12 protein-coding genes and 1 tRNA gene are annotated in these 15,146 nt (G+C 64.4%); 2 read left to right on the top strand and 11 right to left on the bottom strand.

What is annotated here, in order from left to right; translation table 11 throughout:
- Window positions 1–52 precede the first annotated feature (52 nt).
- On the bottom strand, window positions 53–1,156 hold the full coding sequence (dinB, locus tag AC0L3J_RS02475; protein WP_473345794.1) for a DNA polymerase IV: 1,104 nt from the start codon (window positions 1,154–1,156) through the stop codon (window positions 53–55).
- 122 nt (window positions 1,157–1,278) lie between these two features.
- On the opposite strand from dinB, the gene AC0L3J_RS02470 reads away from it, so the two are divergent.
- Entirely contained in the window at window positions 1,279–1,488 is a 210-nt protein-coding gene (locus AC0L3J_RS02470; RefSeq protein WP_007616043.1) for a hypothetical protein, read from the top strand.
- A gap of 92 nt (window positions 1,489–1,580) precedes the next feature.
- Here the strand turns inward: AC0L3J_RS02470 and AC0L3J_RS02465 are convergent.
- The 10 genes from AC0L3J_RS02465 to AC0L3J_RS02420 form a co-directional block, all read right to left on the bottom strand.
- Window positions 1,581–1,657 (bottom strand) — tRNA-Arg (locus AC0L3J_RS02465).
- A 72-nt stretch (window positions 1,658–1,729) separates the two neighbouring features.
- On the bottom strand, window positions 1,730–2,785 hold the full coding sequence (locus AC0L3J_RS02460) for a sensor domain-containing diguanylate cyclase (protein WP_473345793.1): 1,056 nt from the start codon (window positions 2,783–2,785) through the stop codon (window positions 1,730–1,732).
- Window position 2,786: 1 nt separating this feature from the next.
- Window positions 2,787–5,897, bottom strand: a complete 3,111-nt coding sequence (locus AC0L3J_RS02455; protein WP_473345792.1) for a bifunctional diguanylate cyclase/phosphodiesterase — start codon at window positions 5,895–5,897, stop codon at window positions 2,787–2,789.
- 136 nt (window positions 5,898–6,033) lie between these two features.
- Window positions 6,034–7,119: a branched-chain amino acid ABC transporter permease gene (locus AC0L3J_RS02450; RefSeq protein WP_473345791.1), complete on the bottom strand. Its 1,086-nt coding sequence runs from the start codon at window positions 7,117–7,119 to the stop codon at window positions 6,034–6,036.
- Window positions 7,116–8,126, bottom strand: a complete 1,011-nt coding sequence (locus AC0L3J_RS02445) for a branched-chain amino acid ABC transporter permease (protein WP_027566072.1) — start codon at window positions 8,124–8,126, stop codon at window positions 7,116–7,118. Before AC0L3J_RS02445 ends, AC0L3J_RS02450 begins: the two co-directional genes overlap by 4 nt.
- Entirely contained in the window at window positions 8,123–8,845 is a 723-nt protein-coding gene (locus tag AC0L3J_RS02440; RefSeq protein ID WP_473345789.1) for a branched-chain amino acid ABC transporter ATP-binding protein, read from the bottom strand. The genes AC0L3J_RS02445 and AC0L3J_RS02440 overlap by 4 nt, the downstream gene beginning before the upstream one ends.
- The gene (locus tag AC0L3J_RS02435) at window positions 8,842–9,618 is read right to left on the bottom strand and encodes an ABC transporter ATP-binding protein (protein ID WP_473345788.1); all 777 of its coding nucleotides are present in this window, start codon (window positions 9,616–9,618) and stop codon (window positions 8,842–8,844) included. Before AC0L3J_RS02435 ends, AC0L3J_RS02440 begins: the two co-directional genes overlap by 4 nt.
- Window positions 9,619–9,787: 169 nt before the next feature.
- On the bottom strand, window positions 9,788–10,954 hold the full coding sequence (locus AC0L3J_RS02430) for a substrate-binding domain-containing protein (protein WP_473346063.1): 1,167 nt from the start codon (window positions 10,952–10,954) through the stop codon (window positions 9,788–9,790).
- 237 nt (window positions 10,955–11,191) lie between these two features.
- A complete protein-coding gene (locus AC0L3J_RS02425; protein ID WP_473345787.1) occupies window positions 11,192–12,928 on the bottom strand; it encodes a putative bifunctional diguanylate cyclase/phosphodiesterase in 1,737 nt (578 codons plus the stop codon).
- A 208-nt stretch (window positions 12,929–13,136) separates the two neighbouring features.
- Window positions 13,137–14,102 (bottom strand): sensor histidine kinase, encoded by a 966-nt coding sequence (locus AC0L3J_RS02420; protein WP_473345786.1) that lies wholly within the window; start codon window positions 14,100–14,102, stop codon window positions 13,137–13,139.
- A 195-nt stretch (window positions 14,103–14,297) separates the two neighbouring features.
- Between AC0L3J_RS02420 and AC0L3J_RS02415 the strand changes: the two genes are divergently transcribed.
- Window positions 14,298–15,137: an SDR family NAD(P)-dependent oxidoreductase gene (locus AC0L3J_RS02415; protein WP_473345785.1), complete on the top strand. Its 840-nt coding sequence runs from the start codon at window positions 14,298–14,300 to the stop codon at window positions 15,135–15,137.
- Window positions 15,138–15,146: the final 9 nt, after the last annotated feature.

The raw sequence follows: 15,146 nt of genomic DNA, 5'->3' as shown, positions 1-15,146 counted from the left end.
GCGACGCGCTCCACGTGGCTGTCTGCGTCCGCCGAAATCCCGTCAGTTTGGCTCAGATGCCGAGAGTCAGCTGCGGCGGCTCCGCATCGTCCCCGGCCTGGAGGGAAGACAGCGAGACCCCCAGCAGCCTGACGCTCTTGGGCAGCGGTATCTCGGCTTCGAGCAGGCCGCAAGCCAGCCGCTCAAGATCGTCGCGGCCTGCAACCGGCGAAAGAGCGGACCTGCTGCGCGTGATGATCTCGAAGTCGGCAAACTTGATCTTCAAGGTGATGGTGCGGCCACGGCTGCCGGTCGCCTCGCAATGGCGCCACACCTTGTCGACGAGCGGCTTGAGCTCGGCGACCAGCGCGTCGAATTCGGTGAGGTCGCTCGAGAACGTGGTCTCCGCGCCGATGGACTTGCGGACCCGGTTGGCCCGGACCGGCCGTTTGTCGACGCCGCGCGAGATCCAGTAGTAATAGGCGCCCGACTTGCCGAAATTCGCATTCATGAACTCCAGCGTCTGACGACGAATATCGAGACCGGTGAACATGCCGAGCGCGTTCATCTTCGCGCCCGTGGCCGGGCCTATCCCATGGAATTTTCCGACGGGCAGGGTCTCGACGAAGGCGGGTCCCATCTCCGGTGAGATCACGAACTGACCGTTGGGCTTGCGATGATCGGAGGCGAGCTTGGCCAGAAATTTGTTGTAGGAGATGCCGGCCGAAGCGTTGAGGCCCGTTTCGGCCTTGATCCTCTCGCGGATCTTGAGTGCAATGTCGCGGGCCAGCGGGATGCCTTGCAGGTTTTCGGTCACGTCGAGATAGGCCTCGTCGAGCGACAACGGCTCGATGATCGGGGTATGCTCCGCGAAGATGTCGCGGATCTGCCTGGAGATTGCCTTGTAGACCTCGAAGCGCGGCTTGACGAAAACCAGATCGGGACATTGCCGCTTCGCCGTTACGGATGGCATGGCGGAGCGAACGCCGAACTCGCGGGCCTCATAGCTTGCGGCCGCGACGACCCCACGTTCCGCGGAGCCTCCGACTGCGACGGGCTTGCCGCGCAGGTCCGGATTGTCGCGCTGTTCCACGGACGCGTAGAAGGCATCCATGTCGATATGGATGATCTTGCGGACGGGCGAGGTCTCGCCGGCCACCGTGTCGGATTCGCTCATGGCAAGATGATACAATTGAGCGATGAGAAGTGCGAGGTGAGGTGTGATTCACAGAGCAATCTCAGGCTTGTGAGTGGCAAGCATGGGCATGCGATCTAATATGAGGTCGAGGAGGACAGCCGATGCAATACAGCTCCGAACTCATTCGAACGATGCGTCAGGCGCTGGAGGCCGTGATGGCAAGCGTGCCGCCCGACCAGTCGGTGTTCGGGCTGAAGGCGGCCGTCGCCGAATGCATCCTGAAGGCGGCCGCACACGGTCAGACGTCCTACGACGGACTGGTGACGTCGGCTTCCGACCAGGTCCAGGCGATCATCTCGATGCTGACATGAGCGCGGGCTTGCGCTGAGCAGGCGATGACTTGAGCGCGTGCGGCAACAAGGCAAATCGGGTGAGGGTGCCTCCAGCGCGGACTGGAAGAGACTGGCGCACCCGACACGATTCGAACGTGTGACCTTTGCCTTCGGAGGGCAACGCTCTATCCAGCTGAGCTACGGGTGCAACGAGGGTTCATTTAGCCGATTGGCGGGGGGCGGGCAACCGCTTCCACCGTCTCCTGCAGGCTGATTTGGGCTAGCCTGATTTACGGGCTGCGCGGCCAGGAACCGGCACGCCATCCCGCCCGAGCTTGGCGAACTCGGCGAGCAGCCGTTCGGAGCACAAGACGCGGTTGCGGCCGAGCCGTTTGGCCGCATAGAGCGCCTGGTCGGCCGCGCCCAGCAGCCGGTCGGGGCTGCCGTCGGTTTCGCTGGGAATGTGGCTGGCGACGCCGACGCTGAGGGTGACGCGGTCACCGGCCCCGACGGCGCCATGGGTGATCCGCAAGGCCATCACGGCGCAGCGGATCTCGTCGGCGATGACGCAGGCGGCATCGCAATCCATGTCCGGCAGGATCAGCGCGAATTCCTCGCCGCCATAGCGGCTGGCGAGATCGAGCGGGCGCACGGCATAGCGGCTGACGACGGACGCGACCGCGCGCAGGCATTCGTCGCCGCTCTGATGGCCGTGGCGGTCGTTGAACAGCTTGAAATGATCGACGTCGACGAACAGCAGCGCCATCGGCTTCTGCGTCCGCTGGGCGCGGGCCCATTCGCTCATCAGCATCTGGTCGAACGCGCGACGGTTCGACAGGCCGGTCAGCCCGTCCTTGGTGGCAAGCTCCTTCAGGGCCATCTCGGCGCGCTTCTGGTCGGTGAGGTCGCGCAGCGTCTCCACCACCGCAATCAGATGGCCGGCTTCGTCGTGGATCGGGCCGGCGTCGATGGCGAGATAGAGCTGGCTGCCGAGCTTCGGCATCACGCACCAATTCTCGGCGCTGAAGCCGAGCCCGTTATGGCCGCGCGCGGCATATTCGGAATAGAACTCCGGCAGCTGTTCCGGGCGGTCGAGCGCGACAAGATCGGCGAGGCAAGGGCGCCTGGTCTCGTAGAAGGCCTGCCAGTGCTTATTGGTACCGATCACCTCGGAGGCGGCGACGCCGGTCAGCCGCTCGCAGGCTCTGTTCCAGATCACGACGCGGCGCTTGGGGTCGATCACGAAGGTCGGCACCACCAGATGCTGCATCAGCCGCACGGCATAGGAATCCGCAACGTCGACCGTCTTGGCTGACGTTTTCCCCGGCTTCGCCATGTCAGGCCACCGCCGCCACCGGCAAGGCATGGCTTGGGCCGAACAGCTGTCGCACTTCGCTGGCCGGCTTCGGTCTGCTGAAAAGATAGCCCTGCATCTCCGTGCAACCGAGCGCGCGCAGCATCTCGCGCTGCGCCTCGGTCTCGACGCCCTCCGCGACCGTGGTCATGTTGCTGGCGGCGGCGATGTTCACCACCGCCTGCACGATCACGGGCGCGCCGCTCGCCTCGGCGATATCAGCGACGAAGCAGCGGTCGATCTTGATCTTGTCGAACGGGAAGCGCTTCAGATAGCTGAGCGAGGAGTAGCCGGTGCCGAAATCGTCGAGCGCGATGCGCACGCCGATGGCGCGGAGCTGGTGGAGGATCGAGAGCGCCGCCTCGTCGTCGCGGATCAGCACGGCCTCGGTGATCTCGAGCTCGAGCCGGCACGGGGCAAGTCCGGAATCCGCGAGCGCGCCGGCGATTCGCAGCGCCAGCGTTTCGCATTTGAGCTGCACCGGCGAGACGTTGACCGCGACGCGCACATGCGCCGGCCAGGTCGCGGCCTCGTTGCAGGCCATGCGCAGCACCCAGTCGCCGAGCTCGTTGATCAGGCCGGTGTCCTCGGCAATCGGGATGAACTCGGCCGGCGACACCATGCCGCGCTGCGGATGCCGCCAGCGCAGCAGCGCCTCGCAGCCCGTGACCTCGTTGGTGCGCAGGTCGACCAACGGCTGATAGTGGATCTCGAAACCGCCGTTCACCAGGGCCTGGCGCAAATCCTGCTCCAGGCTGAGGCGCGCCTTGGCGCTCGCATCCATCTCCGGCTCGAAGAAGCGGTGGGTGCGGCGGCCCTCGGCCTTGGCGCCGTACATTGCGAGATCGGCATTCTTGATGAGCTGGTCGAGATCGGTGCCGTCCTGCGGCGCCATCGCGATGCCGATGCTGGCGTCGGTGGAGAGCTGATGACCGAAGCAATGATAGGGCCGGCGGATTTCCTCGAAGATCCGCATCACGAATGACACTACGTCGGCGGATGACTCGATCCCGGTCTGGATCACCGCGAATTCGTCGCCGCCGAGCCGCGCGATCAGGTCGCCCTGCCCGAGGCAGCCGCGGATGCGGGCCGCGATTCCCTTCAAAAGTTCGTCGCCGACGTGATGACCGAGCGAATCGTTGATGCCCTTGAACTCGTCGACGTCGATGTAGAGTAGCGCGAACTGATTGCCGCTGCCGACCTTCTCGAGTTCGCGCTCGATCTGCTCGCGGAACAGCGCCCGGTTCGGCAGGTCGGTGAGCGCATCGTAATGCGCCATATGCGCGATCTTCTCGTCGGCGCGCCGTCGTTCGGTGACATCCTCGACGACGTTGATGAGGTAACGCGGCTCGCCGGATTCGTCGCGGATTCCGATCCGGGTCGAGGTGATGTAGCGCATCCCCTTGGCCTGGCTCTGCCAGGCATGCTCGTCCTTGAACAATCCCCCGCCCGCCTTCAGCGCCTTGCTGTCGTCGTCGGTGACGATCCTGGCGGATGCATCCGGGTAGATATCGAAGGGAGTCTTGCCGACGATGTCTTCACTCAACTGACCAAATTGCTCTTCGGCGGTCCGATTGACCAGCAGATATCGCCGCGTTTGGGCATCCTTCACCGTGATCTGCGACGGGATGTGGTCGATGATCTCGCGCAGGAACATGTAGTTGCGGTCGCGTTCCTGCTCCAGCTTGCGACGTTCGGTGATGTCTTCGATCGTGGCCACCCATCCGCCCTGCGCGAGCGGGGTGTTGATGACCTGGAAAGCGCGGCCGCTCGGCAAGTGATGGCTTCTGGTGGAGACGGTGCCCTCCGCGACGACCCTCATGACGTCGGCGCAAAATGCCTCGACATCGCCTTCGAACGCGCCGCGCTCCTTGCGGTGATACATCGCCTCGCGGATGTGACAGCCGGGCTTGATGACGTCGTGAGAGAGGCCGAACATGTCGGCGTAGCGGCGGTTGCAGGTGACGATGTAGCCCGCGGCATCGTACAGGATCAGCCCTTGCGACATGTTGTTCAAGGCGGTGTCGAGCCGCCCTCGCTCCGCTTCCAGCCGCTGCTGCGCCTCGCGGTTCTGCCGGTTGATCTGGCGAACGATCAGGAACAGGATCAGCGCAATCACCGTGGCCGAAAGCGCGGCGGTGGTGACCATGAAACCGGTCTGCTGCCGCCAGTCGGCCAGCGCGGCTTTCGTGGTGTTGGTCGCGACGATGACCAGCGGGAAGTGCGAAAGCGAGGCCCCGGAGCCGAGGCGCTCGTCGCCGTCGATCGGGCCCTTGACGCGCAGGGTGTGCCGGCCACCTTCGGCCAGCATCTTGCGCATCAGCGGCGCGTCCTTGAAGTCCCTGCCGATCAGCTCTTCGACATGCGGGTAGCGCGACAGCATCCTGCCATTGCGGTCGAACAGCGAGATCGCGGTGCCCTCAGCAAGCGCAACGGACGCGAAATAGTTCTGGTAGCTGTCCGGATCGATCCGGCGGACCATCGTGCCGAGGAAGCTGCCGTCTGCGCCGCTCAGCCGACGCGCGACGACCGTGGTCCATTTTCCGATGATGAAGCTGCGGACCGATTCCAGCGCCACCGGTTCGGCCCTCGGATTCGATTTGAAGGCCTGAAAGTAGGCGCGCGAGGAGATGTTGATCTTGGGCAGCGGTTGGGCCCGCGACCAGTTGATCAGTTCGCCGTCGGCATCGTAGATCGCGATGTCGCCGAGGTAGGACACCGGGCCGATCTTGCTCCGCAGCATCTGGTTCGTCGCGGGTCCGGACATGCGCTCGCGGAACATCGCGGCCGAACTGATCTCCGGCAGGTTCATCTGCCCGATCACATCGGCGGCGACGACGTCGGAATCTTCGAATTGCTGGTCGAAGTGCCGCGCGATCAGCTGTACCGTATTTTCCAGCTCGCGCTCGCGGTTGGCCAGGGTACGTTCGCGAAATTCGCCGACCGCCATCGCGGTCACGGCGAAGATCCCGGCGACCAGCAACACGCCGCACAAAGTGAGCCACAGCACCGGTCCGCGCCGAATGGCTGCCTCCCAGCCGTGCTTCGCGGCTAGGAACATTCCGGCTGCAATTCCTGCAAAGACCTGGCGCATTCCCCCTCCCTGAAGGGACAGGGATACACCACACAAATGGCGTAAAGCTTAGGAAAGCCAGTTACCTGAGCGTTAATCTCGTTGCGCGATCACGGTCGTGTCCGGCGAGCCGCTGCGCTGCATCATGAATCACGCGTTAATGCGAGCCGCCTGCGCTCTTGTCGCTGCTGAGATTGCGCAGCCGTCCGACCACGCCGGTCGGAAAGAAGTAGACGCTGGCGATGAAGAGCAGCCCGAGCCACAGCAGCCAGCGATCGGGATGCAACAGCCCCGGCAGCAGCGGCAGGCCGGCTTCCGACGCCGCCTTGGAGGCGACGCCCATCAGCGCCTGCAGATAGTTCTGGGCGAGGATGAAGATGGTGGCGCCGATGATCGCGCCGTAGATCGTGCCCATGCCGCCGATCACGACCATCAGCAGAATGTCCAGCATGATCGAGAAGCTGAGCGAGGTATCGGGGCCGGCATAGCGCAGCCACAATGCATTGAGAATGCCGGCGCCGGCGGCGACCAGTGCGGCGATGCAGTTGGCGTAGCTCAGGTGGAAGACGGTGCGGAATCCGAGCGCCTCGGCGCGGAAGCGGTTCTCGCGGATCGCCTGCAGCACGCGCCCGAACGGCGAGTTCACCACCCGCAGCAAAGCGAGGATCATCAGGGCCGAGACGGTGAACACCAGATAGTAGGTCAGGATGCGGCCGTTGACCTCGAATCCCAGCACGTTCCTGGAGATCAGCACCGTGCCGGGCCTGAGCAGCTCGGGCAGCTGAAAGCTGCGGCCATCTTCGCCGCCGGTCAGCCAGGACAGCTGCGAGGCCAGCACCTGGAAGGCGGATGCAACCGCGAGCGTGATCATGGCAAAGAAGATCGCGGCAACCCGCAGCGAGAACAGTCCGATCGCAAGCGCAAGCAGCGCGGCAAGCGGCAGGCCGACCACGATGCCGGTTGCAACCGCACCCCAATTCGGGCCCATCCCGTACAGCGCGATCGCGATCGCGTAGCTGCCGATCCCGTAGAACATGGTGTGTGCGAACGACACCGAGCCGGTATAGCCGAGCAGGAGGTCGTACGAGGCGACCAGTGCGGCGAAGACGCAGATCTTGGCCGCGACGTTCAGCGCTTTCGCCCCGGGAAACAGGAACGGCGTCGCCAGCAGCGCCAGGATGATGAGGACGAGAACGAGCGTGAGCACGCGGCTGCGCGGCGGATCGCCTGACAGGATCATCATCGGCTGGTCACCGCATAGAGGCCGCGCGGCCGCCACATCAGAATGGCGACCATCAGCAGGATATTGGAGACGAGGGCGAGCTTCGGAACCAGGAAGCCGCCGTAATTGGCAATCATCGCGACCAGGATCGCGCCGATGAAGCAGCCGCCGATCGAGCCGAGGCCGCCGATGATGACGACGATGAAGATCAGGACGGTGAGGTCGTCGCTCATGGAGGCGTGAACCTGCTCGCGATACAGCGCCCACATCACGCCGCCGAGGCCGGCCAGCGCTGATCCCGTCATGAACACGCCGAGGAACAGGCGGCGGATGCGATAGCCGAGTGCCTCGACCATCTCGCGGTTCTCGACGCCGGCACGGATCAGAAGCCCGAGCTTGGTGCGGTTGAGCACGAGCTGGATCGCGATGAAGACGGCAAGGCCGATCAGCGTCGCCAGCACGCGGTATTTCGCGATCGCGACGTCGCCGAGGATGAAGGAGCCGCGCAGCGACGTCGGCAGCGGCGTCGGGATGATCTGCGGCCCCCACACCGCATACAGCGTCTGCTCGGCGACGATCAGGCCGCCCGTCGTCATCAGGATCTGCTTCAGATGCTGGCCGTAGACGGGCAGGATCAGCACCCGCTCGACAATCAGGCCGAGCGCGCCGGACACCGCCATCGACAGCAATGCCGCCGGCGCCAGGACCGCGAGGTTGATCCACAGCGAATCCGCCTGGAGGGAAGCGGCGAACGGCGCCAGCACCAGGGTCGCGACATAGGCCCCGACCGCGATGAAGGCGCCATGGCCGAAATTGAGCACGTCCATCAGGCCGAACACGAGCGTGAGTCCGGAGGCCATGATGAAGATCATCATGCCCATCGCGAGGCTCGCGGCCGTCAGCGTCAGCCAGGTGCTGGGCGAGCCGATCAGCGGGATCATCACGAGCGCGACCGCGATCGGCAGCAGGATCGGCGCGATGTCGCGCTTCGGCTTCGGCAGCGGATCGGTTGCGGCGAGCTCGGTCATTGATGCGTCTCCAGGCTCAGGCCGAGCAGCCGCTCCTGCAGCGGCACGTCGGAGGCCAAGGCCGCCATCTCGCCGCGATGAACGATGGTGCCGTTGTCCATCACCAGCACGTTGTCGCCGAGCTCGCGGGCCGCAAAGAAATTCTGTTCGACCATCAGGATCGTGGCGCCCTTGCGCTTGATCTCCTTCAGGCACTCGATCAGCGCCATCACGATCGCAGGCGCCAGCCCCTTGGTCGGTTCGTCAATCAGCAGGAGCTTGCGCGGTTCGACGATGGCGCGGGCAATCGACAACATCTGCTTCTGTCCGCCCGAGAGACTTCCCGCGCGCGACAGCCAGAACCGGCGCAGCGCCGGGAAGAAGCCAAAAATCCAGTCGAGCTGGACGTCGTCGAGCGGTCCGTCGCGCGCCGCCAGCACCAGGTTCTCCTTCACTGTGAGGTCGGAAAACACCGCCATGCTCTCCGGCACGTAGCCGACGCCGAGCCGCGCGATATCGGGCGTCGCACGGCTCTCGATGCGCTCGCCGGCGAGGCTGATCTCGCCGGAGGAGGCCTGCCAGAGGCCCATGATGGTGCGCAATGTCGTGGTCTTGCCGGCGCCATTGCGGCCGAGCAGCATCGTGGTCTGCCCCTGCGCGACAGCGAGATCGATGCCCTGGAGGATGTGATAGCGGCCGATATGGGTGTGCACCCCGGAGAGCTTCAACAGATCGGTCATGCTGCGCTCCCTGCAACTTTATTCGGCGCGACGCCGAGATAGGCTTCCTGCACGATCGGTGACGCAATCACCTCGGCCGGCGGACCGTCCGCAACAAGCTGCCCGTTATGCAGCACGATGATGCGATCGGCGAGCGATCGCACCACGTCCATCTTGTGCTCGACCAGGAGAATGATCCTGCTCTTGTCCTGCTTGAGCTGGGCGATCAGGTTCAGCACGACCGGGACTTCGTCGATGCTCATGCCCGCGGTCGGCTCGTCGAACATGAAGACATCAGGTTCGAGCGCCATCATCAGCGCGACCTCGAGCTTGCGCTGATCGCCATGGGACAGTGCGGTCGCGGCGACGCCACGGCGGCCGCCGAGCGCGACCTGATCCAGGATCGCATCGGCGCGGGCGATCAGATCGCGGCGGACCATCCAGGGCCGCAGCATGTCGTAGTGACTGCCGTCGGCGGCCTGCACGGCGAGCCGGACGTTTTCCTCCACTGAGAGATTCGGAAAGAGGTTGGTGAGCTGGAAGGCGCGTCCCAGGCCCGCGCGCGTCCGCATCGGCGCGGAATGCTGGGTGATGTCGATGCCGTCGAACAGGATGCTGCCGCTCGATGCGCGGAGCTGGCCGGAGATCAGATTGAAATAAGTGGTCTTGCCGGCGCCGTTCGGGCCGACGATGGCCGTGAGTTCGCCCGGGCGGAAACTGCAGGTGACGCTGTTGACCGCGACATGACCGCCGAAGCGCATGGTGAGGTCGCGGGTTTCGAGGGTCAGCGTCATGAGGATCTGGCAAATGATGAGAGGAGAATTTGTCCGCGATCACGCTGCGCTCCCGCTCCCGCCTGCGGGAGAGGCTGGGGAGAGGGTGCCTCCGCAATCGAGAACCCCCAGGAGGATAGAGCCCTCTCCCGGCCTCTCCCGCGAGCGGGAGAGGTGAAGTCAAAAAAACTCAGCGCTTGTTCTTGATCGGAACGTCCATGTCCTCGATCTTCAGCTCGCGCACCGGCTCGAGCACGGCCCAGGCGACGTTCGGATCGACCTTGACCTTGAAGTGATACATGCTCTGGAGCGCCTGATGGTCTTCCTTGCGGAACATCATCTTGCCCTTCGGCGTGTCGAACTCCAGGCCTTCCATGGCCGTGATCAGCTTCTCGGTGTCGGTCGACTTTGCCTTGGTGACGGCGGCGACGACGGACATCGCGGCGGCGAATCCGCCCGCGGTGAAGAAGTCCGGCGGCGCGTTGAAGCGCTTCTGGTGCTCGGCGACGAACCAGTCATTCACAGGGTTCTTCGGGATCGCGTAGAAATAATAGGTCGCGCCTTCCATGCCAGGCAGGCCCTTATAGGCGGCGAGCGCCGGCAGGATGTTGCCACCGGTGGACAGTTCGATGCCGTAGCGCTTCGGATCCATGTCCTGGAGTTTCGCCAGCGGATTGCCGGCGCCGGCCCAGATCACCCAGATCACCTTGCGGCCCGGCTTGTCCTTCAGCGCGTCGAACAGGCGCTGGCCGACCGCGGTGAAGTCGGTGGTCGAAGTCGGGGCATATTCTTCGGCGGCGAGCGTCGCGCCGGTCTTGCCGAGCGCCTCCTTGAAGGCGGCGACGCCGTCGCGGCCGAAGGCGTAGTCCTGCGCCAGCGTCGCGACGGTGACGCCCTGCTTGCCGATCGCGACCGCGTTCGAGATCGCGTCCTGCGACGAGTTGCGCGCGGTGCGGAAGATGTAGCGATTCCACTTCTCGCCGGTAATCTGGTCCGCGACCGCGGGCTCGACGATCAGGATCTTCTTGTTCTCCTCGGCGACGGGCAGGATCGCGAGTGCCGCGGCCGACGAGGTCGTGCCGATCGCGATGTCGGCCTTGTCGTCCTGATAGGCTTCCGCGAGCGCCGCCTTGGAGAGATCGGGCTTGCCCTGGTCGTCCTTGGGGATGACGACGATCTTGCGCCCGTCGAGTGTCATGGTGCCCTTGGTGGCGTATTCAAAACCCATTTGCAGGCCGGTCTCGGTCTGCTTGGCATAGGCCTCGAGCGGGCCGGTCTTGCCATAGATCAGCGCGACCTTGAGATCGTCGGCCTGTGCGGAGGTGCCCGCGGCGAGGGCGAGGATGGTGGTTGCCATGACGAGTGATTGACGCACGGTGGTCCCTCCTGATGAAATGCTTTGGCTATAGCGATTTGCACAACCGTGCAGACATTGCAATTCCACCTTCCGGCGGACCACGCGACGGGTATGTGTGACATTGTCCCGGCCCGGCCGCGCCGGATCGCTTCTGCCGAGGAAATCGGCAGATGCGATTGTTGACCTCACCCGTGGAGCGGGTTGCTCAGGCTTTGCAAAGTAACGATCAGGCCCGGGTTATCGCCGGTATCCGTTCGCGCGGGAATAGCCCTGCCGGTTCTGTTGCGTCGAGCGGTTTGTGACGCTGGCGCGTGCCTCGCTGGAGATGGGCGTTGCGAGCTTCAGCTCCTCCAGGAAGATCGGCCGGGAGAAATAATAGCCCTGCGCGTAGCGGATCTTGGTCGCAGCCTGGAGGTAGGCGAGCTCCTCGTAGGATTCGATGCCTTCGGCGATCACGGTCATGCCGAGCGCTTCGCTCAGGGATTCGATCGCGCGCAGAATGCCCTGGTTGCGTGGACGCTTATGAATATCGGTGATGAAGGAGCGGTCGATCTTGATCTCGTCCGCGGTAATGTCGGCCAGCGCCGAGAGCGAGGAATAGCCGGTGCCGAAATCGTCGATCGAGATGGCGACGCCAAGCTTGCGGAACATCGGCAGGATCTCGGCCTGGAAATGATTCTTGGCGACGAAGGCGTCTTCCGTCACCTCGATCATGAAGCGCTGCGGAAAGCCGGTGTCGTCGAGCGCCTGGGCGAAGCTGCGCATGAATTCGGGGTTGCCGGCCTGCTTGGCCGCGACGTTGATGCTGATGGTCGCTTCCGCACCGAACGTCTCGTTGATGAGGTCGATCGACTTGACGATCTCGGCGAGCACGAGATGCGTCAGCTCGTCGATCAGCCCGAGTTCGGTGGCAAGATTGATGAACGAGCCGGGCGCCTGGATCACGCCCTCGTCGTCGCGCAGCCGCACCAGGGCCTCGATGCCCTTCACGTCCTGCGTGCGGATGTCGACCTTGGACTGGAAGGCGCAGCAGAAGCGCTTCTCCAGGATGGCCTGCCGCAGCGACTGCTCGATCTTCATCCGCGCCAGCGCTTCGCGCTCCATGCTGGAATCGAAGAAGGCCGCCGATCCCTTGCCGTCGTTCTTGATGCGGTACATCGCGATGTCGGCGTTCTGACGCAGTGTTTCGAAGCTGCTTCCGTGATCGGGATAGAGGCTGATGCCGACGGAAGTCGAGGCGAAGACTTCCGAATTGTCGATGAAGAACGGCGCGGTCAGCCGCTCCAACGTCGATTGCATGAATTCGGCGACTTCCTCCTGGCTCTGGATCGGCGACAGCAGCAGCAGGAATTCGTCGCCGGAGATGCGCGACAGCATGTCCGAGTCGCGCAAGCCGCGTCCAAGCCGCTTCGACAGCTCGACCAGCAGGGCATCGCCCACCGCGTGGCCGTAATAGTCGTTGATGTGCTTGAAATTGTCGACGTCGAGAAAAGCAAGCGCAAAGCGCTCGCCGGCGCGACCCTGCGCCAGCAGGCTGGTGGCGCGATGTTCGATCACGCGCCGCGAGGGCAGGCCGGTCAGCTCGTCGAAATAGGCCGAGCGGAACAGCTGGTCCTCGAAATTCTTCTGCTCGGTGATGTCGGACGAGGCCGAGATCAGCAGCTCGCGTCCGTCGAAGCGGACCGGGCGATGGGTGGTCAGCAGCACCTGGCGTGCGGCTCCGTCGTGGAGCGCTTCCTCGGCGACGACCGCGCGGCCGGAGCTCAGAGCCCGCCGGCAGGCTTCCTGGCGGGGCGCGAGATCGCGCGAGGGGCGGCTGCCGTCCATGCCGAGCTGGGCGGCCGCGACATCGTTGACCAGGAGAAGTTCGCCTTGCGCGTCCTGCACGGTCAGGCCGGCAGGCAGCATTCTAACGATTTCCTTGAGAAATCCGAGTTCGGCTTCGCCCGCGCCGGAATATCTGTTGTCGTTCATAGAAGTCATGAATCTTGTTGTTTCAGCGCGCTTTTGCAATGGCCGTGATCTTGCGCGGTTCCCTCTTAAGTTTGGTTAAGGGGTCCGGAGAATTACGGTGGTGTTTTGCGGCGATGCGACGCGCGCAGCCCATCGTCATTAACAGGGCGTCAACGCGTCCGGCGAAACCGCGAACGAAGCGCGCGAACGGCTTTCGATTGCGCCGCGTCTAACCGTCCTTGGGGATACGGCATTGCATGGTGCAATGGAGTCCGGTCCTGAGATAGGAGACCTCCGTCTTGCCGTCGAAGGCCGACAGCGCGGACTTCAACAGCTTGGTGCCGAAACCCGGCTCGGAGACCTTGTCGACGCTCGGGCCCTCGGTTTCATCCCAGGTCACGGCCAGACGGTCGTCGCTGACGGTCCATGACACCTGCAACAACCCGCGTGGCGCGGAAAACGCGCCATACTTGCCTGCGTTGGTGGCGAGCTCGTGAAACATCAGGGACAGCGTGACCGCAAGCTTCGGCGGCAGGAACAGCCGGTCGCCGTTGAGCGTGAAGCGGACATGGCCATACGGGCCGAGCTCGGAGATCAGGAGGTCGCGAATGTCGCAGCCGGCCTTGTCGATCCGCGAGATCAAATCGTCGGTCGCGGCAAGCGACCGCAGCCGCGGATCGATCCGGGCCCAGATTTGCGGCTGATCGTGCAACACTTGATGCAGCACCGCATGCACCGTCGACAGCTTGTTCTTCAGCCGGTGCTGGAGCTCGTCGACCAGCAGCTTGCGATAGTCTTCCTCCTCGATCAGGCGCCTGGAAATCCGGCGCTGCTCGACGAGGAGCGTGCGATAGTGCTCGACGCCCCAGATGGTGAGCGCGCAGACCGCCCAATAGAGTGCCAGCAGCGCGAATCGCGCGTTATCGGCAAGGGCATCGCCAAAATTCACGACGACGCCGAGCACGCCGCCCACCAGCGCCGTGATGATGCCGATGCGGAAGCCGCCGAACGCGGCCGCAAAGAACACGGCCGGGAAATACGGCGTGAAATAGACGTCGGGCCGCACATGGGCGAGAGCCCAGCGCGCCAGCGTCGCAACCAGCAGGCAGGCGACCGCAAACGCAAGGCTCAGGCCGAGCGATGGCGGTGCCACGCCCTGCCAGCCCTTGCGGAATTCGTCGATCAGCTTCCCCATGCGCGATCCGGTGGCGATACGCGTTCGACAATCGAGCGGTCGCCAGGAATGTTACGCATGTCGCCGGCCCCAAGCAAAGCTTGCCTTGTCGGAAGCCGGCAGGAATAGTGCCTGCCGCGGCGCCAACTGTCGCGGCGCCGTCGTCGATCGGTGTCCGCCATTTGGCGTCAAGGGGTTCGGAAACAGGGACATTCCATGGGCAGGTTGGATGGCAAGGTCGCGGTGATCACGGGCGCGACGAGCGGGATCGGGTTGCGGACTGCAGAAGTCTTCGTTGCCGAAGGTGCCAAAATTGTGATCGCGGGCCGGCGCATACCGGAAGGCGAGGCGCTGGCGAAGCAGCTCGGGGCGAATTGCGTCTTCCGCCAGACGGATGTGACGGTCGAAGCGCAGATGCAGGCGCTGATCGCGCTTGCGGTGGACAAATTCGGCCGCATCGACTGCCTGTTTAACAATGCCGGCGGCCCGGCGCAGACCGGCGGCATCGAAGGCCTCGAGGTCGAGCGCTTCGACGCGGCGATGGCGACCTTGGTGCGCAGCGTCATGCTCGGCATGAAGCACGCCGCTCCCCACATGAAGAAGCAGGGCTTTGGCAGCATCATCAACAATGGCAGCATCGCCGGCCGTCTCGCCGGCTTCTCGTCGTCGATGGTCTATGGTGCGGCCAAGGCGGCGGTGATCCACCTCACCAAATGCGTAGCGATGGAGCTCGGCGAATCCAACGTCCGCGTCAACTCGATCTCGCCCGGCGCCATCGCGACTGGCATTTTCGGCAAGGCGCTCGGGCTTTCGACCGACGCGGCGGAGAAGACGCCGGCGGTGATGCGCGAGGTCTACAAGACCGCGCAGCCGATTCCGCGCGCCGGCCTGCCCGATGACATCGCCCATGCAGCGGTGTTCCTGGCCAGCGACGAATCCAGCTTCATCAACGGCCATGACCTCGTCATCGACGGCGCGATGACCGGCGGCCGCAACTGGAGCCAGCAGCAGCAGGGCTACGTGGCCCTGCGCAAGGCGTTCGATCAGGGGGCGTAGGCGCCACGG

Source organism: Bradyrhizobium sp. Kon37 (assembly GCF_055807535.1).
Note: the sequence above shows the minus strand (reverse complement) of the source record. Positions and strands in the feature narration are given on the sequence as shown.

What these genes read in the sequence shown, in the direction of transcription:
- dinB (WP_473345794.1), bottom strand. Translation starts at nt 1,156, where the DNA reads ATGAGCGAATCCGACACGGTGGCCGGCGAGACCTCGCCCGTCCGCAAG.
- AC0L3J_RS02470 (WP_007616043.1), top strand. Translation starts at nt 1,279, where the DNA reads ATGCAATACAGCTCCGAACTCATTCGAACGATGCGTCAGGCGCTGGAG.
- AC0L3J_RS02460 (WP_473345793.1), bottom strand. Translation starts at nt 2,785, where the DNA reads ATGGCGAAGCCGGGGAAAACGTCAGCCAAGACGGTCGACGTTGCGGAT.
- AC0L3J_RS02455 (WP_473345792.1), bottom strand. Translation starts at nt 5,897, where the DNA reads ATGCGCCAGGTCTTTGCAGGAATTGCAGCCGGAATGTTCCTAGCCGCG.
- AC0L3J_RS02450 (WP_473345791.1), bottom strand. Translation starts at nt 7,119, where the DNA reads ATGATGATCCTGTCAGGCGATCCGCCGCGCAGCCGCGTGCTCACGCTC.
- AC0L3J_RS02445 (WP_027566072.1), bottom strand. Translation starts at nt 8,126, where the DNA reads ATGACCGAGCTCGCCGCAACCGATCCGCTGCCGAAGCCGAAGCGCGAC.
- AC0L3J_RS02440 (WP_473345789.1), bottom strand. Translation starts at nt 8,845, where the DNA reads ATGACCGATCTGTTGAAGCTCTCCGGGGTGCACACCCATATCGGCCGC.
- AC0L3J_RS02435 (WP_473345788.1), bottom strand. Translation starts at nt 9,618, where the DNA reads ATGACGCTGACCCTCGAAACCCGCGACCTCACCATGCGCTTCGGCGGT.
- AC0L3J_RS02430 (WP_473346063.1), bottom strand. Translation starts at nt 10,954, where the DNA reads ATGGCAACCACCATCCTCGCCCTCGCCGCGGGCACCTCCGCACAGGCC.
- AC0L3J_RS02425 (WP_473345787.1), bottom strand. Translation starts at nt 12,928, where the DNA reads ATGAACGACAACAGATATTCCGGCGCGGGCGAAGCCGAACTCGGATTT.
- AC0L3J_RS02420 (WP_473345786.1), bottom strand. Translation starts at nt 14,102, where the DNA reads ATGGGGAAGCTGATCGACGAATTCCGCAAGGGCTGGCAGGGCGTGGCA.
- AC0L3J_RS02415 (WP_473345785.1), top strand. Translation starts at nt 14,298, where the DNA reads ATGGGCAGGTTGGATGGCAAGGTCGCGGTGATCACGGGCGCGACGAGC.